Annotated in this window: 17 protein-coding genes and 3 riboswitches; of the genes, 11 read left to right on the plus strand and 6 right to left on the minus strand. The window is 42.1% G+C overall.

Features of this window, described 5'->3' with window-relative positions; translation table 11 throughout:
• Positions 1 to 54 precede the first annotated feature (54 nt).
• Positions 55 to 663: a transposase gene (locus CSV68_RS05655; protein ID WP_099661657.1), complete on the minus strand. Its 609-nt coding sequence runs from the start codon at positions 661 to 663 to the stop codon at positions 55 to 57.
• A 436-nt stretch (positions 664 to 1,099) separates the two neighbouring features.
• Between CSV68_RS05655 and CSV68_RS05660 the strand changes: the two genes are divergently transcribed.
• The 5 genes from CSV68_RS05660 (at position 1,100) to CSV68_RS05680 (ending at position 6,527) form a co-directional block, all read left to right on the plus strand.
• Positions 1,100 to 2,308, plus strand: a complete 1,209-nt coding sequence (locus CSV68_RS05660) for an acyl-CoA dehydrogenase (protein WP_099661658.1) — start codon at positions 1,100 to 1,102, stop codon at positions 2,306 to 2,308.
• Positions 2,309 to 2,411: 103 nt separating this feature from the next.
• Complete coding sequence (locus CSV68_RS05665) at positions 2,412 to 2,984, plus strand: TetR/AcrR family transcriptional regulator (protein WP_368665170.1); 573 nt, start codon at positions 2,412 to 2,414, stop codon at positions 2,982 to 2,984.
• Positions 2,985 to 3,042: 58 nt separating this feature from the next.
• Positions 3,043 to 4,101 (plus strand): phosphotransferase family protein, encoded by a 1,059-nt coding sequence (locus tag CSV68_RS05670; protein ID WP_099661659.1) that lies wholly within the window; start codon positions 3,043 to 3,045, stop codon positions 4,099 to 4,101.
• Between the two features lie 11 nt (positions 4,102 to 4,112).
• A complete protein-coding gene (locus CSV68_RS05675; RefSeq protein ID WP_099661660.1) occupies positions 4,113 to 4,865 on the plus strand; it encodes a 2-phosphosulfolactate phosphatase in 753 nt (250 codons plus the stop codon).
• Between the two features lie 12 nt (positions 4,866 to 4,877).
• Positions 4,878 to 6,527 (plus strand): long-chain-fatty-acid--CoA ligase, encoded by a 1,650-nt coding sequence (locus CSV68_RS05680; protein ID WP_099661661.1) that lies wholly within the window; start codon positions 4,878 to 4,880, stop codon positions 6,525 to 6,527.
• Between the two features lie 313 nt (positions 6,528 to 6,840).
• On the opposite strand, the gene dapA is transcribed toward CSV68_RS05680, so the two are convergent.
• Positions 6,841 to 7,734, minus strand: a complete 894-nt coding sequence (gene dapA, locus CSV68_RS05690) for a 4-hydroxy-tetrahydrodipicolinate synthase (RefSeq protein ID WP_099661663.1) — start codon at positions 7,732 to 7,734, stop codon at positions 6,841 to 6,843.
• Between the two features lie 117 nt (positions 7,735 to 7,851).
• Positions 7,852 to 8,029: riboswitch (Lysine riboswitch) on the minus strand.
• Positions 8,030 to 8,266: 237 nt separating this feature from the next.
• Between dapA and CSV68_RS05695 the strand changes: the two genes are divergently transcribed.
• The 3 genes from CSV68_RS05695 to CSV68_RS05705 all read left to right on the plus strand — a co-directional run bounded on the left by CSV68_RS05695 (position 8,267) and on the right by CSV68_RS05705 (position 12,868).
• A complete protein-coding gene (locus tag CSV68_RS05695; protein WP_099661664.1) occupies positions 8,267 to 10,735 on the plus strand; it encodes a S8 family serine peptidase in 2,469 nt (822 codons plus the stop codon).
• A gap of 237 nt (positions 10,736 to 10,972) precedes the next feature.
• Positions 10,973 to 11,563, plus strand: coding sequence for a nucleotide exchange factor GrpE (grpE, locus tag CSV68_RS05700; protein ID WP_158233014.1), 591 nt, complete (start codon positions 10,973 to 10,975; stop codon positions 11,561 to 11,563).
• An 84-nt stretch (positions 11,564 to 11,647) separates the two neighbouring features.
• Positions 11,648 to 12,868, plus strand: a complete 1,221-nt coding sequence (locus CSV68_RS05705; RefSeq protein WP_099661665.1) for a tetratricopeptide repeat protein — start codon at positions 11,648 to 11,650, stop codon at positions 12,866 to 12,868.
• Between the two features lie 95 nt (positions 12,869 to 12,963).
• Here the strand turns inward: CSV68_RS05705 and CSV68_RS05710 are convergent, their stop codons facing one another.
• A complete protein-coding gene (locus CSV68_RS05710; protein ID WP_099661666.1) occupies positions 12,964 to 14,037 on the minus strand; it encodes a YARHG domain-containing protein in 1,074 nt (357 codons plus the stop codon).
• 286 nt (positions 14,038 to 14,323) lie between these two features.
• Between CSV68_RS05710 and CSV68_RS05715 the strand changes: the two genes are divergently transcribed.
• A complete protein-coding gene (locus CSV68_RS05715; RefSeq protein WP_158233496.1) occupies positions 14,324 to 15,838 on the plus strand; it encodes a S8 family peptidase in 1,515 nt (504 codons plus the stop codon).
• 67 nt (positions 15,839 to 15,905) lie between these two features.
• Here the strand turns inward: CSV68_RS05715 and CSV68_RS05720 are convergent, their stop codons facing one another.
• Genes CSV68_RS05720 through CSV68_RS05730 form a run of 3 tightly spaced genes read right to left on the minus strand, consistent with a single transcriptional unit; the run spans position 15,906 to position 18,462 of the window.
• Positions 15,906 to 16,946, minus strand: a complete 1,041-nt coding sequence (locus tag CSV68_RS05720; protein ID WP_099634039.1) for an ABC transporter substrate-binding protein — start codon at positions 16,944 to 16,946, stop codon at positions 15,906 to 15,908.
• The gene (locus tag CSV68_RS05725) at positions 16,943 to 17,695 is read right to left on the minus strand and encodes an ABC transporter permease (RefSeq protein ID WP_099661668.1); all 753 of its coding nucleotides are present in this window, start codon (positions 17,693 to 17,695) and stop codon (positions 16,943 to 16,945) included. The genes CSV68_RS05720 and CSV68_RS05725 overlap by 4 nt, the downstream gene beginning before the upstream one ends.
• A complete protein-coding gene (locus CSV68_RS05730; protein WP_099661669.1) occupies positions 17,692 to 18,462 on the minus strand; it encodes an ABC transporter ATP-binding protein in 771 nt (256 codons plus the stop codon). Before CSV68_RS05730 ends, CSV68_RS05725 begins: the two co-directional genes overlap by 4 nt.
• 85 nt (positions 18,463 to 18,547) lie before the next feature.
• Positions 18,548 to 18,645, minus strand: a riboswitch (TPP riboswitch).
• Positions 18,646 to 18,786: 141 nt separating this feature from the next.
• A riboswitch (cobalamin riboswitch) is annotated at positions 18,787 to 18,974 on the plus strand.
• A 122-nt stretch (positions 18,975 to 19,096) separates the two neighbouring features.
• On the opposite strand from CSV68_RS05730, the gene CSV68_RS05735 reads away from it, so the two are divergent.
• On the plus strand, positions 19,097 to 24,844 hold the full coding sequence (locus CSV68_RS05735; protein WP_099661670.1) for a DUF4430 domain-containing protein: 5,748 nt from the start codon (positions 19,097 to 19,099) through the stop codon (positions 24,842 to 24,844).
• 146 nt (positions 24,845 to 24,990) lie between these two features.
• Positions 24,991 to 25,560, plus strand: a complete 570-nt coding sequence (locus tag CSV68_RS05740; RefSeq protein WP_099661671.1) for a TetR/AcrR family transcriptional regulator — start codon at positions 24,991 to 24,993, stop codon at positions 25,558 to 25,560.
• Positions 25,561 to 25,580: the final 20 nt, after the last annotated feature.

The raw sequence follows: 25,580 nt of genomic DNA on the forward strand, positions 1-25,580 counted from the left end.
AAAGGCTTCTAATCCACTGGATTAGAAGCCTTTTTGAGTTTCGTTTTATTGGAATTACGTAAGCACATTTAGAATGTCAGTACTTTTGCGGACATTTAATATATCTTCCAAGTCCATTAAACAATAATTCACGTAGGCTTCTGTGGTTTTCTTGAATGGTTGAGGTAGGCAGTGCGGTAGTTCTGATGTATCAATATACGGATAAGGTGATGGATCAGAAGAATAATAGTAGTAGGGGAATGTACTGAATGGATAATCAGCCAACTGTTTGACCATTGGTGTTTTGGTTGCGATCGGATTGCGGTGAATATAGCGGCTGACGGCGAGCATGGCATAAGGAGATTTTACTTCTTTCGAATAATAACGGCCCTGGTAAAGCTGTCCGATATACCCGTATCGTTTAGAGTAATAATCGCTGTATTTCCGATTGATATGCCGCATAATTTTAGATAGATTGTCTTCAGATTGAAGTAGAATATGATAGTGATTTGTCATAATACAGAATGCGAAAATAGTAAATTGATAATCTATAGATGCATGGCCTATGCAGCGCATCAGGTGCAACATGTCTTCCTCGTTAGCATAGATGCTCTGTCTATTATTACCGCGCATGACGACATGGTAGTTTGCATTTGGCCTCCAATTCCGTTTACGTCTTGCCATTGACTTCATCTCCTATTATTTCATGAATATATTGAGTATAGAGGAGAAGTTTTGTTTTGGTCAAAAGGATGAAATTGAATTTTGGATAGCGAAAAGTGCATACGAATCACGTTGTGAGTTTGAAGAATTGAATTTTTGTGGCTGTTACAGTAGAAGAATTTAATTCCTGAGTGAATTATGCTTGAATTGCACGGGGACCTGGCACTGTGTCGCAGTGTTCGAATTGTATGTGGACCTGGTACTGTGTCGTAGTAGAATTGTGTTCGAATTGTATGTGGACCTGGTACTGTGTCGCAGCAGAATTGTGTGGGAATTGCACGGGGACCTGGTACCGTATCGTCAAAACCCCTTGCAACCCCAAACCAAATCCCGTATAGTAAGTGTAATATTCGGAACATACCAACTGGTTAGTATAAACGAAAGGAAGTCAAAAACTATGAACTTTTCATATTCAGAGAAAGTAGTAAAGTTACAAGAGCAAGTGACGCAATTTATGGAGGACTATATTTATCCGAATGAATCTGTATTTCGTCAGCAGCAAGAGGAGCAAGGGGACCGTTGGAATAAGATTCCGCCGATTGTAGATGAATTGAAGGCAAAGGCAAAAGAGAAGGGGCTTTGGAATTTGTTTCTTCCTGACGATAGCTATGGAGCGGGATTGACGAATGCCGAATACGCTCCGCTTTGTGAGATTATGGGACGTTCTTTCTTGGCGCCGGAAATTTTCAATTGTAATGCGCCGGATACTGGCAATATGGAAGTGTTGGCGCGTTATGGTACGGATGAGCAGAAGAAGCAATGGCTTGAACCGTTACTTGAAGGAGAAATCCGCTCTGCATTTGCGATGACCGAGAAAGACGTGGCGTCGAGTGATGCGACGAATATTGAATCAAGTATTGTACGTGACGGCGATGAGTATGTGATAAACGGTAGGAAATGGTGGACTTCAGGGGCAGGGGATCCTCGTTGTAAAGTGATGATCTTTATGGGCAAGAGTGATCCGAACGCAGCGAAGCATGAACAGCAATCGATGATTCTCGTGCCGATGGATGCGGAAGGTGTGAAAGTGGAGCGTATGTTGCCAGTGTTCGGCTATGATGATGCACCGCACGGACACGCAGAAATTCTCTTTACTGATGTACGTGTACCGGCAGAAAACATATTATGGGGTGAAGGTAAAGGATTTGCGATAGCGCAAGGTAGACTAGGTCCTGGCCGGATTCATCATTGCATGCGTTTGATCGGCGCAGCTGAACGTTCGCTTGAATTGATGTGTAAGAGAACTAGTGAACGGGAGGCGTTTGGACAGAAGATTTCGGATCACGGTGTCGTGCAGCAATGGATTGCGGAATCACGCATGGATATTGAACAAGCTCGTCTGTTGACACTTAAAGCCGCATACATGATGGATACTGTCGGCAATAAAGTCGCAAAGGCTGAAATCGCCATGATTAAAGTGGTCGCACCAAATATGGCATTGCGTGTCATCGACCGGGCTATCCAAGCATTTGGCGGAGCGGGTGTCAGTGAAGATTTTCCGATTGCCTATATGTATGCAGCGGCTAGGACGTTACGCATTGCAGACGGTCCGGATGAAGTGCATTCGAGACAGATTGCGAGACTGGAATTGAAAAAATACCGATAAGTAATTGATAAGATTAGACTACCGTTTCATTCATTCCGCGTGAGGATTCGATCCGCTAAAATGTGATATAGTATGAGGTAAATAACATGAAGAGGGTCGGGGAATGAGTATGAAAGCTAAAATTACACAAGCGAGTGTGTTGTTGTTTGAGGAAAAGGGATTTAGCGATACATCGATTCAAGATATAGTGGAAGCAATCGGTGTAACAAAAGGAACATTTTATTATTATTTTAATAGTAAAGAGCAATTATTGATGGAAATTCATCTTGAATATATTTCGGATTTACTAAAACGCCAACAGGCGATTTTGGAAACGGGTCATCTATCAGGCCGTGAAAAGTTGGAAGCGATTATCGCGTTGCTGATCCATGATATTCAGAATAACGGGCCAAGTGGTCGCGTGTTTTTCCGTGAGATGCGCCATTTAGTTGAACAGAATGTGGAAACGATTGAAACGCAACGCGATCTGTTTCGTTTGAATATTGAGCAGCTGATCACGGATAGCATCGAAGCGGGTGAGTTCCGTCAAGATTTGCGTGCGGATATTGTGGCATTTGGTGTATTAGGCATTACAAATTACAGTTATAACTGGTTCAATCCAAAAGGGAATATGTCTGCTGATGAATTGATTGAATTATTTTCTAGCCTATTGCTTGAAGGAATCATTCCACGCTAAGCTGAGAAATCAGCTTACGTATAACATACCTACTGGTTAGTATAAAGGAGGATTTACTATGGAGAATGCTACAACAATTGACGTACGATCTGGGGAAGAACTGAATATAGAGAAACTGCAACAATTCATTCGTGACCATATTCCGGAAGCGCCTGAAGGGGAATTGCACATTCGCCAGTTCAGTGCGGGGCATTCCAATTTAACGTATCTTCTGCAAATCAAAGAATGGGAAGCGGTGTTGCGCAGACCGCCACTAGGGCCGGTCGCACCGAAAGCACATGATATGGAGCGGGAATATCAAATTTTATTGAGTTTGCATCCGTATTTCAAGCCGGCTCCTAAACCTTATGTTTTTTCTAAAGATGAAGAGATTGTTGGAAGTCCGTTTTTCATTATGGAACGTCGCAATGGTATCGTGCTAGACACGGAATTCCCTAGCGACACGGCATACACACCTGAACTCGGACGAAAAATTTCTGAATTGCTAGTGGACCAACTAGTTAGTTTGCATCAAGTGGATTATAAGAAAACAAAGTTAGTGGATATGGTGAAACCTGAAGGCTTTATGGAGCGACAAGTTGCGGGGTGGATCGGGCGTTATGAGCGCGCGAAAACGGATGACGTGAAAGATCTGGAAAAATTGACCGAGTACTTGAAGAGTAATGTACCGGAGTCTGCTGAGCCTACGATTATTCATTATGATTATAAATTAAACAATGCGATGTTTTCGGAAGACTATTCTGAAATGACTGGGCTGTTTGACTGGGAAATGACAACAGTAGGCGATCCGCTTGCTGATGTGGGGGCTGCGATGAGTTATTGGATTCAAGTAGACGATCCTGAAATGCTGAAAAAAGGACTTGGTAAACCACCGGTCACCGTGATGGAAGGGTTTTTCACAAGAGACGAATTTATCGAGCGTTATGCAGAGAAGAGTGGACGTGATGTCAGCTCGATTGATTATTATTTGACGTTTGCTTACTTTAAACTGGCCGTCATTTGCCAGCAGATTTATTACCGTTACAAAAAGGGACAAACGCAAGATCAACGTTTTGCTCACTTTAATGTGTTTGTTGAAAATCTAATTCAGTACGCGTTAATTAGCGCTAGGAAGTAAGGGGTGACAGGATGAGAATCCATTTGCTTTTTAAGAAAGAAGAATTGGATGAGGCGAAGCTCGATGCGACCAAAACGGTTGTAGTCTTTGATGTGTTATTAGCGACTTCTACGATTTCTACCTGTCTGTCATTTGGCGCACGGTCAGTGATTCCGACAGCTGACGAAAAGGAAGCACGTGACATTGCGAAAAACTTGCCGACTGATGAGTATTGTATGGCGGGTGAGTGGAACGGTTTGCCTATAGAAGGGTTTTCCTATCCATTGCCGCTAGCTCTTAAAGAGAAAGTGGCGGGTAAAACGTTGATACTGAGAACGACTAACGGTACAGTGGCCATCCGAAAAGCTGCGGGTGCACGTAAAGTGTGGATTGCTTCATTGCTTAATAGCCCGGCGGTCGCCAGAAAAGTATTTGACGAATATGAAGATGAAACGATTTTGCTTACTTGTGCAGGATCTGCCAATCAATTTTGCTTAGAAGACTTCTACGGTGCGGGGTACTTTTTATCCGAGCTGATTCTGCTGGCAGGGGAGAATGCTGTTCAATTAACGGATAGTGCACTCAGTGCCAAGTTGTTTTACGACAGTCAGAAAGATCAAAATGAACCGTTACTCGCACAAACGCAAGTAGGCAGAGCGATGCTTGAGATGGATGTAGGTGATGATTTACATTTCGTCAGTCAAAAAGGTGTGCTTGACGTGGCACCGTTTTTGTCAGGACAGGAAGTAGTCTGTGATCCGCATATAAGCGTATACAAAAGTTGAGGAGTGAATCGAATGAAACATACAGCCCATTTTGAATTTTGGCCGCCACGTATTGCGAAATCTCTTACATTACCTGAAACGACGATTTATGATAATTTAGCGATCACTGCGAAGAAATATCCGAATAAAACGGCTTATGAATTTTATGGCGGATCTGCAACGTACGGCCAATTATTGGACGAGACAGAGAAGATGGCTGGGTATTTGGAACAAGAATGCCAAGTGAAAAAAGGGGATCGTGTCTTGCTGCTCATGCAAAACTCGCCACAATTTCTCGTCAGTTTATTTGCAATATTACGCTTGCGGGCAGTCGTTGTTGCGATTAATCCGATGAGTACGACAGAAGATTTGCAGTTTTTCCTAGAAGACGGGGACATTCAACTGGCGTTTATAGGACAGGAATTGTACCCAAAACTAGAGCCGTTAATTGGTACGACGACACTACAAACGGTTATTTCTGCTGCTTATTCTGATTATATTTATGAAGAAAAAGCATTAGCTGAGATTCCTGAAGAAGTAAAGGCACCTGCTAAGGAACTAGCGAAGACTGTTTCGTGGAAATCTGCGCTGGATGCGGCTCAGACTCCTTCAGTTTACACAGGCGAGAGTGATGATATGGCAATGATTCCGTATACGTCAGGAACGACTGGGGCGCCTAAAGGGTGTATTCATACGAATCGGACGGTGCAGGCCAATACGATCGGTTCGTATCATTGGATGGCAATGAGTCCTGACACGGTCGTATTAACAAGTTTGCCTTTATTTCATGTGACCGGACTCACGCATAGTGCGCTGAATCCGATTTTGGCAGGGAGTAATACGGTCATTATGACAAGATGGGATCGCGACTATGCGATGAAAGCGATTGAGCATTTCCAAGTCAGTCACTGGATCAATATTAGTACGATGCTTATTGACTTCCTCGCGAATCCTCAGCTCGCTGATTATGATATTTCATCTCTTGAGATTGTCGGTGGTGGAGGGGCTACGCTTCCTATCGCAGTAGGTGAAAAACTGCGTCAGCGTACGGGCCTTGATTATGTAGAAGGCTATGGTTTATCCGAAACGATGTCGCATACCCATTTCAATCCACCGAACCGTCCTAAGTTGCAATGTCTAGGCATTCCAGCGTTCGGTGTAGATGCCCGTATTATTGATCCGACATCAGGTGAAGAACTCGGTGTAGAAGAGGAAGGCGAGCTAGTGGTCCATGCGCCCCAAATGTTTAAAGGCTACTATAATCAAGAGGAAGAAACGAAAGCGAGTCATATGATGCTAGACGGTATACAATTCTTCCGCACTGGCGACATCGTTCGAATGGATGAAGAAGGCTATTTCTTTATCGTAGACCGTGTCAAACGGATGATTAATGCGGCCGGCTTTAAAGTGTGGCCGACGGAAGTGGAGTCGATTCTTTATAAACATCCGGCGGTTCAGCAAGCATGTGTCGTTCGGTCTCCTGACGAAGTGCGTGGTGAAACGGTAAAAGCACTTATTATTCTGGATTCAGAATATAAAGGAAACGTGACTGGGGAAGAGATTATCGAATGGTCAAAGGGGCAGATGGCGAGTTATAAATATCCGCGAATTGTCGAGTTCCGTGATAGTTTCCCGACAACGAGTAGTGGAAAGATCTTATGGCGTCAGTTGCAGGATGCGTAATAGGTAACTACGACTTTTATTACTATATAAGTTGAATTGAAGATTTTAGGATACACTAAGTTGATTGGAGTGGAAGGCGGCGACTCCGGCGGGAACAGCGCGAGCCGAAAGCCCCGCAGGTAGCGTAGCGGACGAGGAGATTGAGGCCGTGCCCGCGGAACGCGTCCGCCTGGAACGGAAATCAACGGTTCCAATGGAATGGCTATTTCTTATGTTCAACTTATTATATATAGAAGTGAATTAAAAAGCTGCTCCGAGATGACCGTATGTTGCGGTCGTCTCGGAGCAGCTTAAAGTTGTTTCTATAGATTGATCAAAGACCGACTGCGGATTGATTACGAAGAGCTAGAAGGTCTCTCAACGAATCTACTTGTTCTTCAGGCAACGCAATCATTGGTAAACGAACTCCACCAACTGGTACGCCTGTTAAGTTCAATGCAGCCTTCGTCGGAGAAGGGTTCGGTGCAGCGAACATCGCTTTCATGATCGGCAATAGTCCGCGATAGATAGTAGCGGCTTGCTTGGTATTGCCCATTTTGAAGTGACGGACCATTTCTTGCATTTCATTGCCTATAATATGTGCAGAAACCGACACGATGCCTGTGCCGCCAATAGATAGCATAGGAAGTGTAGATGCGTCATCGCCTGAATAGACAAAGAAGTCATCCCCCGTATGCTCAATTATCGCTGCAGCGGCTTCTAGATCACCGCTTGCTTCTTTAACAGACGTAATATTCGATACGTTGTTCGCCAATCGGATAATCGTTTCAGGCAACATATTGACTGCGCTACGGCCTGGGATGTTGTAGAGCATGATCGGCAATGTAGTCGTTTGTGCAATGGTCTTGAAGTGCTGGTACAAGCCTTCTTGACACGGTTTATTATAGTACGGTACGACGAGCATAATTCCGTCGACGCCTGCTTCTTCTGCTTGGATCGTCAAGTCAATGGATTCTCTCGTGCTATTCGTTCCTGTGCCTGCAATAACTGGTGCACGGCCTGCAACGGTTTGCACGGTGAATTTGAATAGCTCCACTTTCTCTTGCGCCGTAAGCGTAGGGGACTCTCCTGTCGTACCTGCGATGACTAGTGCGTCTGTTCCATTGGCTAGTAAGTGATTGATTAAGTTTTGTGTTGCTGGGTAATCGATGTCTCCTCTTTCATCAAACGGAGTAACCATCGCTGTCATAATTGATCCGAAATTCATTATTCTCCACATCCTATCATTTTATTAAAAAACATAGAGGTGGGGGCGATACGTAAGTGAACGCAAAAAGCAACAACGAGGGCTCGCTGTTGCGTTGAAATAATGAATTATTTCTTTGCACGAGATAGCCCACCATACAGTTTCCCATATGACAATCCTGCACTTGTTCAGTCCAGAATCAGCTTAGAGATCATGAGTGTCTCGCCGCTTCGGCAAATTCCCCTTTCGACAATCTTCATAGAACCTCATGATCCTCTGATTGTGTACTAATGGTTTTTGCGCCTCTATCCTTATTTCCGAATTATCGAAATAAGTGAAAGTTTAATTACCCTTACTGTACTTGGTCTACGCGATAAATGCAACCTCTACTTTTTTATTACGATAAACACTATGCGTATTCTAAATGATTTCTTTAATATGGAATTTTCACTAGTCCTATTGAACTTCACAAGGTAACATAGACTAAAGTCATTTATTTCATTAGTCCATTGACTGCACGTGATTATCGGAATGAGTAGGAAAGAGGGATGTTGTGAAGAAAAGTAGTTTATGTTTTCTATGGTTTATGTCGATATTTTTTGCAGTAGTTACTATTGAACCCGTACATAGTCATGCGCAGTTACCGGTTACCGAGTTGCTAGTGGAATATGCGGAAGATGCTCGCATGAATTTTAGTGAAGAATTTGAGGGACAAGTAGAAGTGCGTAAAAGGATTTCTTCTGATGTGGAGTTATGGAGTTTGAAGGAAGGTACCGACGTAGAGGCGCTTCGACAGGAACTCCAGGAAGATCCGAATGTTTTGTTCGTCGAATCGAACGTCAAAAGACAATTGGCTGCTGAACCTTCTGAAGATCCTTTTATTGGAGAACAATGGTGGCTTCCACATGTGGGGGCAGAAGTGGTTTGGTCACGCGTGTCTGAACAGAAGAGGCGTGTGACTGTGGCGGTAATCGATTCAGGTATTGATACACAACATTTAGATTTACAGAAGCGAATTCAACCAGGCGGACAGAACTTCTATGATAATACTAGTAATTTGCAGGATGAAACTGGACATGGAACAAAGGTGTCGGGAATTATCGCCGCAGAGTACGGTAATGGAGAAGGAGTTTCGGGAATAGCGGGCCCATTTGACGTGAAGATTTTGCCGCTGAAAGTATTCGGAGCTGGCCAGACAACGAAAACTTCCTATATTGTCGCAGCCATTGATTATGCAGTGAAGTTACAAGTAGACGTCATTAATTTAAGTCTCGGTGGTCCAGTGAAATCGGATATTGAAGAACGCGCAATCCAAAGCGCAATTCAAGCAGGTGTCATCGTAGTGGCGGCAGCTGGCAATAAAGCAGAGGAAGACAATCGACCTTTCTATCCAGCATCATATGAACATGTTATTTCAGTAGGTTCTATCGATCAACGCAATCAGCACGTGAAGTCCTCGAATTACAATGAAAGCTTGACTCTAGTAGCACCGGGAACATCTATTTTCACGACGACAAATGGAGGGAAATACGGTGGTAGTGAAGGGACTTCATTTTCCTCACCAATCGTGGCGGGAGCGGCAGCTATATTGAAGTCATTGCAACCAGAAAAAACACCACAAGAGATCAAGAAGTTGTTGCAATCTACAGCAACAACTTTAGCAGAGCCTGGCACTTCTTTATATTTTGGATCAGGCTTACTGAGCTTGGAACGACTGCATCTGAAGCTTCCCGTTGAAAACATTCCGGTGAATAATGTGGAATTAAATACAGAAGCGGTGACGATGGATTTGTCGAGTGGTGTTAGCGCCCAGTCTGTTGCGCTTACTCAATTACCCACCATGAATTCCACGATGGAAACAGCCTATGAACAAGAACCAAATGATACATTCAAACAAGCTAATTGGCTCTACGTGAACTCTAATGTTAAAGGGACGATCAGTGAGACTTCTATGGACGAGGATTTCTATCAATTGCCATGGAAGTATCCAGGTATATTGAAATTGGTAGGCGGATGGACCAAAGAAGATTCTGAGGGTGGTTACAATAATCAGTTTCTGCGTTTGGATCTATATGATGAAAAACAGAACTGGATTGGAAAAGCCAATCATAATAAAACTCCCCATGGTCAGAATGATTTATCTTTGGAAGTAGAGTTACCAGCAGGTCAGTATTATGTAAAAATGTCCCAGACAGCAACTAATGAAGGTTTCTTCATTGATCACGAATACGAAATATCCAGTAATTTCACACCTAGTAATATGGTGCAGCAACGTCCGAACTTCTTGTTGGGCGATGCACTGATGAAAGTGAATGATAGAAGGTTCTTCTTAAATGAGGAGGATGAAATGACGAACTGGGAATCCTCGAATAAGGATGTCGCCTCAGTAGACAATGATGGTGTGGTAGTCGCGAAGAATCCTGGGACTGCTACGATTACATTTTACGTTGGTAATGTCGTGAAAACATTGCGAGTCACGGTGACGGATGCGACGATGGAATCGAAATTTGCTATGTATGCCAAAGTTCGACCAGTTAACGCAACCGATCAAGCGGTCATCTGGTCTTCATCAGATTCTTCAATTGCAGAGGTCGACCAGTATGGAGTAGTCACCGCAAAAAGAGTCGGTACCGTATTCGTGACGGCCAGGGCAGGTGGAGTCGCGGCGATTGCAACGGTTAATGTGGTGTATAATGGTATTGGATATGAGTTTATGAGCGACTTTGATAACCAGGATGTTCTTAAAGATAAAGTATTCACTGTAACGTTTACTCAGCCATTGTCTCCATTTAAGGATTATAGTCAGGATATTGTTGTCTCAAGAGAGTCAAACGGTGTAACACGCGTCTATGAATTCACGGCAAAAGTAAACCCACTGAATTTCAGACAGTTATGGATTAAACCGACTACATATTGGGACGAAGGTTTCCATTATCTAACGGTGACAAAAAATGTTCAGAACACGAACCTACTTTCCTTACACAAAGAAAGTAGACTGATGTTTTATTCATATGGCAAGTAAATAAAACTCCAAACGAAGAGTCCTCTGTACAGAGGGCTCTTCTGTCATTCCATGCAAAATCCTGTAACAACACGTCACTCCGCGTCCTAATGTCGCCTCATTCCTTCGACAATTCACGGCCTAGTATTGTGTTAGCCATCAAAAAGTGCTATCTTATCAGTATAATAGCCTAAGCTTAGACTGGGCTTTTCTTGCTTGATTTATGCATTACATATGTTTTCTGAAAAGGGGAATTCGATGAGTACTATACATGAGTCCGCGAATAACAGGCCGGAAGAGTTACAGCGTATATTGGACAAAGAATTATTGCAGTTGGAGAAAATTACGATTGAAGATTTCGAAGTGGATCCGATTGAGAAGCCTGTCACGCAAGAAGATTTAAAGCAGTTTCAGCAGTTTACGTCGACGAGTTTCCGCTCACTAGAAGAGTTGCTCGAAAGCAATCAAGCAATCTTGCCGGTTGATGAGGCGATTACGCGTCTACAAGATGAGGCCTTGCAAGACCGCGTACAAATGGCGAAACGTGCAGTGCAAATCTTTACTTTATTTGAAGATGTACGTCAGAACGTTGATCCTGAAGCGATTGAGTTACTTGCACAATTGGATGCAGCAATGGATCAAGCGCAACTCTTGCTTGAAGAAATCGGTATACAAGAGTTGCCGGTGTACGATGAGTATTTCGATGAAAGCTATATGGAAGCGGTAGGAACTATACCGGCTGAAGAAGCGCAAGGGATTGAGCGTTTTAAAGTGGCGGCTGTATTCCGCAGAGCTTTTTCAATGGAAGATCAAGTCATTCAAGATGCACTAGTGAAAACGGTTTCGTAAAAGGGGGAACGTTTATGACGAGCATAACAAATGATCAATGGGTGAGTCACTACGTACGCCCGTTTAGTAGGTGGAGGTGATTCGATGAGTTCATTTACTAACGTTCCTATGCTGATACAGCAAATGCAACAAGAGATACGACAGAAACGTTACACGTTAGCGCTTGATACGATACGCGAACTGGAAAAGTTGAATGTTAGCCGCAAGCAAATTCTGTGGCATAAAGCGTTGCTCGAAAGTAAGGTCGGAAATTTGCACGTGGCATTAGCCTACTTGAAGGAACTAGACAGCGATGATCTTCATGCTATTAAGTTACAGCAAACGATCGTTGACAATTGGGACACGTATACGCAGATTATTGCTGAATATAACGATGCCATATCGGAAATTCAGCTAGGCTTTGGCGAAAACGCACTACAGATCATAGATCATGCGATGGAGTTGGCAGGAAAACTGCCCATCCCGATTGAATTATATCGCATGAAAACGGTGTTGTTGGCACGTTATGAAAGCGGCACATTATCTCGCTATACGGCAGGATTACCTATGTATGTGCTCGATGATCCGACCATTAAACGTGTCGTGGCGGCAGAACCTCCGCGCCCGGATATCGCACGACCGGTTCCGAAGCCTAAAGTTAAACGTAAGCTGAAAAAAGAGGCGGCAGTACTGCTTGCTAGTATTGCGACCGTCCTATTAGTCTTCTTTATCTGGTTAATTGCCAACCTCATGTCACAGCCTGAGGTCGCTACGGAGTCGAAAGCTATAGCACCGGTGAAAAAGCCTGCCATAACGGAGACAGAGCCGAAGAAGGACGAGCCCGTTCAAGAGGTAGTCGTAAAACCTGAAGAACAAGACGAGCTTGAATTCGTTTCAAATGAAGCAGCGAATATGTATTATAATGAAGGATATAGACAATTCGTAAAGGAAGACTTCCCAGCAGCTGTTGTGTATTTTGAATATGCTATGCGGACGGAAGATACGGATTACTTCACGGATGATGCCTCGTACTTCCTCGCATCAAGTTATTTGCGCGAGAAGAAGTATGAAGAGGTTGTGGAAATCGCGAAAGCTTTCCGTAAAGAAAAAGATGAGAATTATAAAGAATCCCCTTACCGAGACGGAATTCGTCTTCAAGAAAGCCGTGCTTTGTGGAAGCTTGGTGAGGATACTCAAGCTGTTTCGATTCTGGATGAATTGATTAATAAGCCAGATGAAGATTGGGTGACGTATGAAGCGAGGGCTATGAAGAAGTTGGTAGAAGATGGTGGGAGTGGTAGTGAGGTAGATGAAGAGGCTAGTTGAATTAGCTTGACATCGCGTTATTATGCCCGCGCCAAACTACAAAAAAACAGGAGCAATCCGTGAAGTCATGATGACTTCACGGATTGCTCCTTCTTTTATTCCAGTGACTTGATCAATTCAATATTATGCTTCTCCCACTTGGTCATCTTTCCATCGAAGGATGGATTCGGTTCGTACCATGACTGTGAGCCGAAGTAGTTTTGCAGTTCTTTTGATTGGAATACATAGCCGTGCCGTGCATAGATTTCATTGCGCGCTAAACGTAAATCATCTTTTGACAGTCCTTTTAGGTCGGATTCGTCGAGGAACACGTCACCGCTGTACGAAATGATGAAATGCTCGTTAGAATCGCCAGCTGGCACTTCTTTAATCACTTCTTTGACAATAACAGTTTCGACAGGCTCTTCTTTCGGGACGTCATTTTGTACGACTGGCAAATCATTATCGGTTTCCACGTTGGTTGCGACGGCCAATTCTTTGATGGAATCAAAAGTGAGGTGAACCGATTGCTTTGCACCAAATACATTCGCCTGAATTTCTTCCCGCACACTTTCGTCATTCACTGTTGTGGTCATTTTAATGGGATAAATACCTGCCATATACGGGCCGAATTCTGCTTGTTCTTTACTCTTTTTTATATAGCCCATCTCGGTATCGTGAATTGATAGGACGGTTTCCTCCCCAATTGATTTCACTTTGAGGATATAGCCTGCTGGATTGATCGTATAGCGAGAGAAGAGGCCGAATCGCTTTCCTGCTACACGCATGGAGAACATGCCATCGTCGGTATTTTCTTGTAAATTGTTTTCAATTACTTGTACGATGGAAGGGTTTTTCTCTACCAATGTAAGCAAGGCTTGAATGCTTTCTCCGTCGATCGAAATACGACTATCTTTCGGTACGATCAATTCATGTAACGCGTCTTGATCTTGCTCGATCAGTGCTGAAATGAATTGCTCGGTTATGGCATGTCGCCCGTATTTATTTTCCATAAGATAATAGCTTGTAATTGCAACTAGTACAACCACTATTAATACAATGGGAGACAGCAATGTTTTTAGTAACGACCGTTTTTTATTGGAATAGCGTGATGCAAGGAGTGCTTTACAGTTTGTACAGTACTCTTGCTGTTTTGTATTCATTTCATTACATATCGGACACTTTTTCATATAAATTCTCCTACTTCATGCTATGGCTCTATCATTTGAACGCAAGTATAGATACCAATGTAGTCAAGATTATACTATGACTGACGGGATTATTCTAGAAGTAAGGAAGATTGTTGCATACAGGGAGTAGGTCGCAGGATATTCATTACAGTGGATTTTTCAAAATCCGTCATTTAAAGTAGTCCTATTCTATGAGTAAGATGTATGAAGATGGTAAATGGTGAGTTATAATGGTTTAAAAGAATCCCATATTACTAAAGTGTGGCAGGGAAGAAAAGAGGGGCGAATGAGAAGACGGCATCATATAGTTTTGAGTGTATGCATTGGATTGCTGGCGTTACTTGGTTTTCAAGGGATAGTCAGTGCGGAAGATTTTTCAAATGAATTATTGGTAGAGTATGCAGAAAGTCGTCAGACATTTTCTATGGATGGAATCGTACCCGGAGTAGAAAGCCGTGAAACAATTACGGATGAAGTAGAGTTATGGAGCTTTACAGATTCAGATGACATGCTGTTAATGAAAGAACAATTACTAGAAGATCCAAACGTCTTACATGTTGAGCCCAATTATGAGCGTTATTCGCATGTAGAATTCAATGATCCTATTCTTGTGAAGCAGTGGTGGATTCCCCAGATGAAGCCACAGTTGCTTTGGTCTAGGGTGCAGGAGCAAAAGAAAAAGATCGTCGTGGCGGTCATTGATTCTGGTATTGATGTACAGCATGAGGATTTACAAGGGCGTATTCAGCCGGGCGGTTATAACTTTTACGCCGATAATTCGAATGTTCAGGACGTTGATGGTCACGGAACAGCTGTCGCAGGTGTAGTCGCGGCTAAGGCTGGGAATAATCTAGGAGTAGTGGGTATTACGGGACTATATGACACCAAAATATTGCCGTTAAAAATCTCGCATTTGAACGGCCTCAGTAAATTGTCGGATAGTATCAAGGCGATTGATTACGCTATTAAGAAACAAGTCGATGTGATCAATATGAGTTACGGAAGCAGCGACCGATCCCAACTGGAGGAAAAGGTCATTCAGCGTGCAGTTGACTCGGGTATCACGGTCGTAGCATCTGCCGGGAATGATGCAACAAAGGGGAATTCGATCATGTTTCCTGCGTCCTATCCTTCAGTCATTTCAGTTGGAGCAACGGAAAGAGATAATCAGCGTGCTTCCTTTTCAAACTATAACTCTCACGTGAGCTTAGTTGCTCCGGGCGCAGCAATCACTACAACTGCAATCCATAACAGCTATACGTCGTTCAGTGGAACATCTTTCTCGGGACCCATTGTGGCGGGGGTAGCAGCTTTAGTGAAGTCTTTGAAGCCTGAAGCGACGCCTTCTGAGATTAGACAGTTACTTGAAATGACCGCGACAGACTTAGGGGTACCGGGTAAAGACATTCATTATGGTGCAGGATTAGTCAATATAGAACGACTTAGCAACGCGTTGCCAGCTTTTACAACACCCCTGCCACCATCTGAATTTACGGGCGATTTTCCTGAACTAAATGTACAAACGAATAAAGTATTCAACATCAAATTTACTAGTGAATTACTACACGGTAAAGATTATGCAAGACATATTTATATTACCCGCTCGCCAAATAGTGCAGAACGTATCGACAGTTTTACAGCGAGAGTAGATCCCATAAATAGTAAGCAATTACTCATTACACCTACTACCGAATGGCCACAAGGCGTTCATTATTTACGTGTGGATCGAGGGTTGCAGAATAAAAGTGGCGTTGCGATGAAGAAGTCGTTTGCTGTGAAGTTTACTGTACAGCCTCGCTAATTTTATATAATCGAAAAAGGCTATTGCGATCAGTCAAGGAGACTTCCGCAACAGCCTTTTTTATGTGTTACTTTGTAATTTTAGAAAACATTTCACCTGTACTGATATCTAAAATCATATCGTCGATTTCAGGTTTCGTCTTGATCATTTCCATTTCATGTAGCCAGTCTCGTACTTCTTCCCAAGACGTTTCGTCCAGTGTCCCAAATGCTTCACCTTCTGTATCCATCTTCGGCAATAAGACATTCAAACTTTCTGTTTCAATGGCTTTGTCTAACGGGAAGTTTGCTTGATCTTGGTTGTTCAGCAACAGGTCGAGAGCTTCTTCAGGCTGTTCTACCATGAATTCATAGCCTTTTTGTGCAGCTCGCCAGAACGCTTGGATTGCGTCTCGTTCTTTATCCCACGTCTCGTCACTCGTTACCAACACAATTTCACTATAATTCGGCACACCATAGTCTACTGGATTAAAATAGCGCGTTTTGAATCCTTTTGAGTTCATGACAGGCACTTCATGGTTAATGAATGTTCCGGTCACGGCATCGGCACGTTTTGAAACGAGTGAAGATTCGAGTTCAAATCCAACGTCGATCATATTCACTTTGTCATAATCACCGCCGTCATTTGTGACCATCGTTTTAATTAGAGATTCGTTTAGTGGAATCCCAGGGTAGCCAATCGTTTTGCCTTCGAGATCTTTAGGAGATTGAATCGGACTTTCCTCTAGCATGACGGTGTAATTTAGCGGTTCACGCACGATAGAAGCGATTGCTTTGATCGGAATGTCTTCATTGGCTTGCGCTAAAATGACATCCGGTTGGTAATACAGTCCAAGTGTCACTTTTCCTGCTGCGGTCAAGTTCATAGGGTCTGTCGGATTGGCAGGGAATTGAATGTCCAATTCCACGTTTTCTTCATTGAAATAGCCTTTTTCCTGGGCTACATAAATATAGCTATGTACTGCATTTGGATACCAGTCGAGCATGATGCTGACTTGTTTCTTTTCATTGTTCGGTGTCTCATCTTGATCTGTAGCGGGTGTATTATTCGTACATCCAGCTAGCAATAAAAGTAGAAACGTGAGGCTAAGGAACAGACGTTTTTTCATTGGTGATTCCTCCATTGTAAAAAGTGTTTTTCCAATACGACGACGAGTAGAAAGAACATAATACCTACTGCAGAAAGCAAGACGATCGGTGCAAATACAGCGGCACTGTCAAATTGCGTCATCATTCTTCTGCTGAAATATCCAAGTCCTGCCTGAGCGCCTAGCCATTCCCCAATAGCCGCACCAATTACACTCAGTGTGACCGCCACTTTGAGTCCAGAGAAGAAAGACGGCAAGGCGGAAGGTAGGTCTAGTTTATAGAAGATATCTTTTGTGGATGCGCCCATTGTCAGCATTAATTCACGTAAGTTTTTATCAGACGAGCGTAAGCCGTCAAAAACGCTGACGGTAATCGGGAAAAAGGTGATCAGTACGGTGACCGCCACTTTACTCCAAATACTATAGCCAAACCACAAGACGAAAATCGGCGCCAGCGCGATCACGGGAATCGTTTGCGACGCGATCAGGATAGGGTAAAACGCCTGCTCGATCGGTTTCTTACTATACATAGCAATTGCCAGTGTCGATCCGATTATGATCGAAATTGATAAGCCAATCAAAATCGTTAACGCCGTCGGAGGTAAGTGGTGGATAAACAGCTCCGCTTTCAGCTCCCATAATCGGATCAGAATCGCTGAAGGAGACGGGAAGAGAAAGCTTTTGTCGTATAGACGTGCGCTGATTTCCCATAAACCAAGTAAAATCGCAACGAAAAGTAGCGACCAACTATACGAAGTGATGTTCTTCATAACCGTGCCTCCGAACGAAGCTCGCTGATGAGTTGCTCTTTTAGTTCTATCAGTTCAGGTCGTGCTAAGTCACGCATAGTGCGTGGTCGGCTAAGAGGTACGATGACTTCGCGAATCGTCTGCACCGGTTTTTCCGCGAGTACAAAGATGCGGTCCGAGAGAAATAGTGCTTCGTCGATATCATGTGTGATGAAGACGATCGTTTTATCGAGCTTTTGCCATTGGTCGATCAGCCACTCTTGCATCGTCAGCCGTGTAATCGCATCGAGTGCGCTAAACGGCTCGTCCAGTAAGAAAATAGTGGAGCCGGTCAAGATCGTTCGCAAAAAGGAAACACGTTGTCGCATGCCGCCTGATAAATTTCCAGGGTAGGCGTTTTCTTCTCCAGGCAATCCGAAATCAGCGAGTAGTTGGATGATTTCATCAGAAGAAGGTTTACTGCCTTGAAGTTCCAGTGGCAATCGAACATTTTCAAGAATGGTTCGCCATGGCATGAGCAAATCTTGCTGCGGCATATAGCCGACTTTGCCTAACCGCTTCTCTGTCACTTCTCCGTTCAATGAAATTTCTCCACTGTCAGGATTCTCAAGCCCTGTGACGAGTCGGAACAATGTGCTTTTCCCGTAACCACTTGGCCCAATGATGCTGACGAATTCGCCTTCATTCACATGCCAATCGACTTGCTTGAAAATAGCAGTTGGTTTCGAAGCATTCGTTGCTTGATAATGAAAGGATACGTTCGTAAATTCTAAAACTTTAGTAGTCATCATTCTTACCACTTCTCATTTCTTCAAAAAATACACACAAAAAAACCACTTCTCTGTGCGAAGCGGTTGCATAGTACGGCCGAAATCCGTCATATGTCCACTTCCCTCCGCTAGCATTATCTAGTGCAGGTTCAAGGGTTAAGGCGAACGCCTCTCTCAGCTACAGCACCCCTAGTGTTTATCCATCTCTTATCGTTACATAGACTGAAAAGATAGTCAAGATAGCACAGGAATTAATTGGTCAATTATAGGAATTTGGTAAATACCGTAAACGACAAAAATCTTGCTATTGCAATTGTTATGTCGACTCCTTATGATTAAGAGTAGTTTATAGCGTATTTTGGTGTCTTGCTAGCTTGCAAGACTTAAAAAGGAATCAGGTGAAAATCCTGAACGGTCCGGCCACTGTAATTGGAAAGTGACTTCAGACAACCACTGGTATTCGTACTGGGAAGGGTGAAGTTGCGTTTGTATCCAAAAGTCAGGAGACTTACCATAATACCATGCTTACAACCTTCCGGAAAAAGGTATGTATGTTGTGTTGTATTATGTATGTCTACACACGCATCCATCCATCCTTGTCTCTTTCCGGAGGCGGGATTTTTTTATTGAAAAAAATAGGGGGTAGGAGTATTTGGGAAATAGTAAACAAGTGAATATATTGTTGTCTATGTTATTGAGCGTATTGTGGGTGCTAATGTCATTCAATCCGATTGTACATGCGAATGAACAATTCAAGTCAGAAGAAGAGAAAGTGGAAGTAGCAGACTCAGTAAAAGAATTTGATAAAGAAAGAACTGCCGGCATTTATGTAAATAATTATGAGTACGGAGAGAATGTGTTTGAATCTGCTATTACATTAGACATTGAAGCGATAGATGATAAAGGGCAAAACCTAGTGCCTAGAGTAGAAATGAACAATGTATTTATTAAACCCAATAATGAGCAGTTATACGAAATAAAACTCTCAGAAGGTTTGAATACAATTTTTTTATCAGCAATAGATTCCAAAGGTCAGAATATTAAAAGAGTATTTTACTTATCGTATAGTAAAGTAAAAGCTATTGAATTTGTACCAGCGCCAGGTCAATATACAAATGGTAGTTATACGACAGATGCAGTAAAAAAAATCCGTTCCAAAAATGGCGGTTTATTATCGTTAGGTGGTTTTGGAGGTTATTTAGTTGTCGAATTTGAAGAGCCTATAAAAAATGATCCATTAAATCCGTATGGCATAGACTTTACGGTATTCGGAAATCCTTTTGAGGTTAATGGTAAACCTGGGATCTACAATCAAGAGCCTGGGGCAGTTGAAGTTGCAGTCCATAAAGATGGCCCTTGGTATCATTTAGCTGGGTCCGAATATAAAAATGACGATACTTATACAGACTACGAAGTGACGTATTGGAATCCTGCAGGACAAAGTGAAAATGCTGGAAAATGGTTTGATAACAAAGGGAGGGAAGGTTTATTAGGCGGGCGTCGATATCCATCGCCAGACCAGTTTCCAACAGTTAATCAGGAAAAGTATACACTTAGCGGAGTTTCTATTTTAAATAATTTCTCCGCATCAGAGATTGGAACAGAGAAAAAGCAAATTAGTTACGGTTATGTGGACTCGATTCCAGTTCTTAATACGAATTATGAGCAACCAAATAATCCTTATACTACTCCAATCCAAGGATCTGGCGGAGATGCGATGGATATTAGTTGGGCTGTAGATGAGCATGGAAAGCCTATTCATTTAGAAGAAATCAAATACGTCAAAGTATATTCAGCAATTAATAAATTCTCAGGTAATCTAGGGGAAGTTTCTACAGAGATATCTGGAATGGGCGCTTCACATCCAGTTAAACAACTCCCTTCTTCTATTGAAATTAAGTCTGAACAAAACTATGAAAACCTTCCGTTGGGTAATTCAGTAAAGCTATACGCAGATGCGTATGATGCTGAAAACAAGGAAGTTATTATTCCTGAAGTAGCTTGGACAAGTTCAAATGAAGATCTAGCACGTGTCAATCCTATTACAGGAGTTGTGACGGCGATAGGTGAGGGAGAAGTAGTTATTACTGCTAGCTTAAAAGCAGATTCTACTATATCTTCTAATATACAACTGACCATTGGGCAAAAACAAATTCCTACTACTATCACTGTGAATTCTGGATCACCACATGTATCAAATGTAGGTGGCGGTATCATATATACAGCAAATGTCTTAGATCAACATGGAAATGAGATTGCGGGTATAGAAAATGGTTTTACTTGGAGTGCTCCTGAAGGAAGTCAGGTAGAAGTAAATTCATTCGGTAAAACAGAACATAAGAAAATGGTAAAAGGACTAAAACCAGGAACTGTACAAATAAAAGTAGAGTATGAAGGAATAACAGGTGGAGTAATTCATAAAGTGCTAGATCCTGATATTAGTCTAGACGTTTCTGGAACTGCATTTGTTAACTCGAAAAATCTGATATCTAAAATGGAAAAAGCTCAGCTAAAGGAATCTCTACTTAACATCCGAGCGATGAATGAAAATTATGTGAAGTTTTATGTATCAGACATAAAAAGGTTAGAAGAAAAGTCGATAACTACTACGATTGAAGCGAAAAAATATGCTATTACATTACCGGATTTATCGGATATTATCAATCTAGAGACACATGAAGGTTTCTTAATAACTCATGAGAGAATCAATGCATTGACTGCACCTCCTACATTGCGTCTAATAGGAAACTCACTTGAATTCCAAATGATGCTAACTAAAGGTAAAGACACTATTGAAAAAATTAAAGAATTTCCGAATCAACAATCAGCAATGTTCATTAGTAAATTTGAAGACCATGAGCTACAAGGAATTGATACTGCAAAGTTAGCGGCTTATGAGTTTATAGATGAAACATCCCAGTGGGTGAAGCTTGGTGGAACATATAATATAGAGGGAAAAAGCTTTGAATTTTCAGCCACACACCCAGGGAAGTTTGCGGTATTTGAAGATACCTCTATTCAAGTAGAAGAAATACCTGTGAAAGTTCGTGTAGAAGGTTTTAATAAAACGATTGTACCGTTAACGGAAATAAGCATAAAGCCATATGATATTACTCATGTGGTAGGCAACAATAAAGTAGGTAACTGGTATGTGACAGAAAAGAACCCATTGGCTATTCATGCTATTGTAAAAGCTTTGGAATCTAATGGTTTTAATGTATCGGATAAAAAGAAACTTGATATTTCCCAAGGTAATTATATAACTAGCATCGATGGATTAAAAACGTTTGATATAAATCCAGGCTTTGATGGTTGGATGTATGCAGTTAATAATCAATATATTGATAGAGGAATAGCTGATTATGCACTAGCAGCAAACGATGAAGTGACCCTTTATTTCACTACTGATTTCACATCGCAAATTTATTCGTGGTTTGATCAAGAGGAACTAACGACAACTTCTGAACAACGTGTAAATATCAGGCTGAAACAAGAAGGTGGAGTTGTAGGGGATGCAACAATACTTTTAAATGATGAACCATTTATTATAAATGGCCAAGAAGTAAAGACAAATGCAGAAGGAGTAGCGAGTATAGTATTCGCCGAGCCAGGTGAGTATCTTCTGTCAGCTGAGAAAAAGAACGGCAAATTTAGTTCGATTACTCGTCCTTACAGCAAGATTATTGTTGGTGAAAAAGCAGTAGCTGATAAACACAAAGCCAAAGTGAAAATCGATGGATTGAATGGCTCGATTCTTTCAGATACTGAAGTAACTTTCGAAACAGGCAGTACGATTGTACAAGTGGTTGAACAGTTGTTAAAAGAACAAAATATTCCTTACGAGTTGGATCAAGCGAAAAAGAATTTTGTATCGATTAACAACGTTCAAAATGGAAGTTTACATGGCAGCGATCAGTGGGTTGTGGATGTTAATGCAGGATCATCTACTTCACTAATTGATAACACAGTCAATGAAAATGATAACCTTCACATTTTCTATAAACGCAATGCAGTTCTTGAATCCATGACGAAGTTGAAAGTCGGGGACAAGGATCCGACTATTGAACTCACATTAAGTGGAGACACGTTCACGGAAGCGGCTTCAGACGTTAGTAACTGGACTACAGAAAGTGGTGCCCTAACAATTGGCTCCGTTACGGTTGAAAGTAATCAGAAAGTACTTCTGCATGTGCAAGGCGAAGTACCAAATGAAGCATTATCCATAACTGGACTTGCTGAAGTAGTGCAGTCGAATGTGAAAACTACTGCGAATATTACTCCGTCTATACCAGAAGTTATTCGTACGGTAGACGATATGCTTGCGGATACGTTACGGTTTTATGAAGTGGAGAGATATAATAAGGCCAATTTCAGATGGAGCATGCCTGGAATTAGTTGGACGGAATTGGTTGCATTAGGTGCATCTAGTTCTCAATTAAGCGACGGCACAGCACAATTACCAGATTGGCTCACTAAAGATCCAGGATTACGGCAAGATGAATCAGATACGGATCATATTCGCTATATCTTCGGTTTGCTAGCAGCTGGAAAAGATCCATCTACTGCATGGGAAACTAAACGAAATCTTTATGCAGAGCTAGCAGCACAACAAAAGGCAGACGGATCAATTGGATCTATAAATAAACATGCATGGGCGATGCTCGCTTTAGATACAGGTGAGAAACGCGGGCAAGATGTAGGAACATGGGATAACACAACAAAAGAGAAAGCCTTGCAACATGTGTTAAAGCAAGAAAAGGAAAAGGGCGGATTTTCGCTTTCATTAAAAGCAAAAGACGCAGCTGATCCCGATATGACAGGCATGGTCTTATTGGCACTAGCAAATTATCAAGATGATAGTGCGGTGAATGCCGCAATTGAACGAGCGAAACACGTCCTACGCGAACAACAACTGGATACAGCTGGCTGGGGCGCTTGGGGAGAAAACTCTAATAGTATTGCGACTGTAATCTCAGGCCTTGTTGCGTTAGGAGAAGACGTTACATCGGCTGATTGGCAAAAGGGTGGGAAATCACCTGTAGATGCATTAAGCAAATTCCAAACGAAAAATGGGGCATTTGCCTTTACTTTACCTGCTGATCAATGGGTCAATGCGAAAGCTTTAGAGCAATCATTCATTGCCCTACAAGAAATCAAAACAGGCAAATCCGTGTGGCAACAATTTTCTGATGTGGAAAATGTAGAGCCGCCAGTAGAAACTGTTGATAAAGCACAATTAACAGCGGCTATTCAAACAGCAGAGGAAAAATTGGCATCCACTCAAGAAGGCACAACTGCAGGAACATTCACAAAAGCTTCACGTGATCAACTGCAATCAACAATCGTAGATGCGAAAGCAATAGAAGTGAATGAAGAAGTAGATCAGCAACAGGTGATCGTAGCAATCAGTGATTTGAAACAAGCAATTACTCAATATGAGAATTCAATAATTAAGCCAGTAGTAACTCCACCAGCAGATCCAACGTATATTACGTTTTCTGTAGAAACACGGACAATGGGTACTGGGGATATTATTAGCCCGAAACAGTTTAAAATTGAGTCGGGAGATACGGCATTCACGATACTAAAACGTGAAGTAGATAATCGCTCCATACCAATCAAGTTTTCTGGAATAGGTCCAACTATATACGTCAAGAGTATAAATAATTTAGGAGAATTTGATGGCGGTCCACTAAGTGGCTGGATGTATTCAGTCAATGGTGAGTTTCCGCAGTATAGTGCCGGAATTTATGAATTAGAGAAAGATGATATTTTACGTTGGCAGTACACGAAGAACTTGGGGGAAGATATAGGGGATAACTGGACTCCAACACCGAAACCAGATCCAAAACCAGATCCTACACCTGAACACTCAGTCGATACACCTGAAAACGTAAAAGCGACCATTACAGATGGAAAGCTACAAATTCAAGTGAAAGATGAAAAGACAGGAGAATTCCAACCTGCCAAAGTAGAGAAAACAGAAGTGTTGGATGGAATTATGATCGTTCAAATTGGGGAGACGGGCGAAGTACTGGATGCATTAACAGGTCTTGAACTGCCTGCAGGCATAGTGCAAGCGGTAGTGCTCGATAATGATCAACCGTATAATTATTTTGATTCTGAAAGTGAAATTAAAACGACAAAAGAGTGGAACATCAAGTTTTCTGGTACATTACAAAATGATCCTGCGAACTTAGATAACGTAGTTGTTCGAAATGCAAAAGGCGAAATCATTAAGGTTTCTACAACGCTTGGAGAAGATGGAAAGTCGTTAAAAATTAAGCCAACTACTAAATATACACAAGGCGAGCTATACTATTTGACGATTACCGAAGTGAAGTCAGCAAATGGGAAAGTGATTAAAGAACCTATTCGAAAAGTATTCGTAATCGAATGAAAACTGCAGACTATCATGCAAGTCATAAAATATGGCTTGTATGATAGTTTTTTTGTGCAATATCTTGCATTCATTCATTAATCTATGTAATATAATGACTAACAGACCGAAACGGTATTACGGTCATTTCTAAAGGAAGTGTCATAATGGATCGTAGAGAAGAAATCATGTTGGCGGCTGAAAAATCATTTTCGATGTTCGGATATAAAGCAACGACGATGGATCAAGTAGCGAAGATCGCGAACGTGGGGAAGGGTACAATCTATACGTTTTTCTCGAATAAAGAAGAGTTATTTCATTCGATTGTCTGGAAAATGGTCGCAGAAATGAAAGATGTTTCTGAACGGACAGCTATAGAAGGTGCGTCGTTTCAAGAGAATGCCCATGCACGTATTATGCAGTTGCTGAAATTTCGCGAGACGCATCAGTTATTCATTAAATTAATTGAAGAAGAGAAAGAGTTGCGTACGCCGGCTGTAGGAGATGCTTTAACTTCTATAGAGAAGGAAATATTAAAATTCATTGCAGGAAAGATTGAGCGAGGAGTCGCAAAAGGTGAATTGAAGCCATGCAACAGCGAGCTGATTGCATTTCTTTTATTCAGATCTTATGTAGCACTAGTTAATGATTGGTCCAAAACGCATGATGAACAGCTGACAGAGAAGCAAATAACGGACGTTTTAAACGGGACGATCTTCTCCAGTTTGTTAGTCTAACGTGCACATGACGGAATATA

This window comes from Sporosarcina sp. P29, assembly GCF_002743265.1.
GTDB lineage: Bacteria > Bacillota > Bacilli > Bacillales_A > Planococcaceae > Sporosarcina.

Excerpts from the sequence above, each read along its gene's own strand:
- CSV68_RS05715 (WP_158233496.1), top strand. The coding sequence starts at position 14,324 with ATGAGAAGACGGCATCATATAGTTTTGAGTGTATGCATTGGATTGCTG.
- CSV68_RS05670 (WP_099661659.1), top strand. The coding sequence starts at position 3,043 with ATGGAGAATGCTACAACAATTGACGTACGATCTGGGGAAGAACTGAAT.
- CSV68_RS05740 (WP_099661671.1), top strand. The coding sequence starts at position 24,991 with ATGGATCGTAGAGAAGAAATCATGTTGGCGGCTGAAAAATCATTTTCG.
- CSV68_RS05730 (WP_099661669.1), bottom strand. The coding sequence starts at position 18,462 with ATGACTACTAAAGTTTTAGAATTTACGAACGTATCCTTTCATTATCAA.
- grpE (WP_158233014.1), top strand. The coding sequence starts at position 10,973 with ATGAGTACTATACATGAGTCCGCGAATAACAGGCCGGAAGAGTTACAG.
- CSV68_RS05675 (WP_099661660.1), top strand. The coding sequence starts at position 4,113 with ATGAGAATCCATTTGCTTTTTAAGAAAGAAGAATTGGATGAGGCGAAG.
- CSV68_RS05710 (WP_099661666.1), bottom strand. The coding sequence starts at position 14,037 with ATGAAAAAGTGTCCGATATGTAATGAAATGAATACAAAACAGCAAGAG.
- CSV68_RS05665 (WP_368665170.1), top strand. The coding sequence starts at position 2,412 with ATGAGTATGAAAGCTAAAATTACACAAGCGAGTGTGTTGTTGTTTGAG.
- CSV68_RS05725 (WP_099661668.1), bottom strand. The coding sequence starts at position 17,695 with ATGAAGAACATCACTTCGTATAGTTGGTCGCTACTTTTCGTTGCGATT.
- CSV68_RS05720 (WP_099634039.1), bottom strand. The coding sequence starts at position 16,946 with ATGAAAAAACGTCTGTTCCTTAGCCTCACGTTTCTACTTTTATTGCTA.
- CSV68_RS05655 (WP_099661657.1), bottom strand. The coding sequence starts at position 663 with ATGGCAAGACGTAAACGGAATTGGAGGCCAAATGCAAACTACCATGTC.
- dapA (WP_099661663.1), bottom strand. The coding sequence starts at position 7,734 with ATGAATTTCGGATCAATTATGACAGCGATGGTTACTCCGTTTGATGAA.
- CSV68_RS05705 (WP_099661665.1), top strand. The coding sequence starts at position 11,648 with ATGAGTTCATTTACTAACGTTCCTATGCTGATACAGCAAATGCAACAA.
- CSV68_RS05660 (WP_099661658.1), top strand. The coding sequence starts at position 1,100 with ATGAACTTTTCATATTCAGAGAAAGTAGTAAAGTTACAAGAGCAAGTG.
- CSV68_RS05680 (WP_099661661.1), top strand. The coding sequence starts at position 4,878 with ATGAAACATACAGCCCATTTTGAATTTTGGCCGCCACGTATTGCGAAA.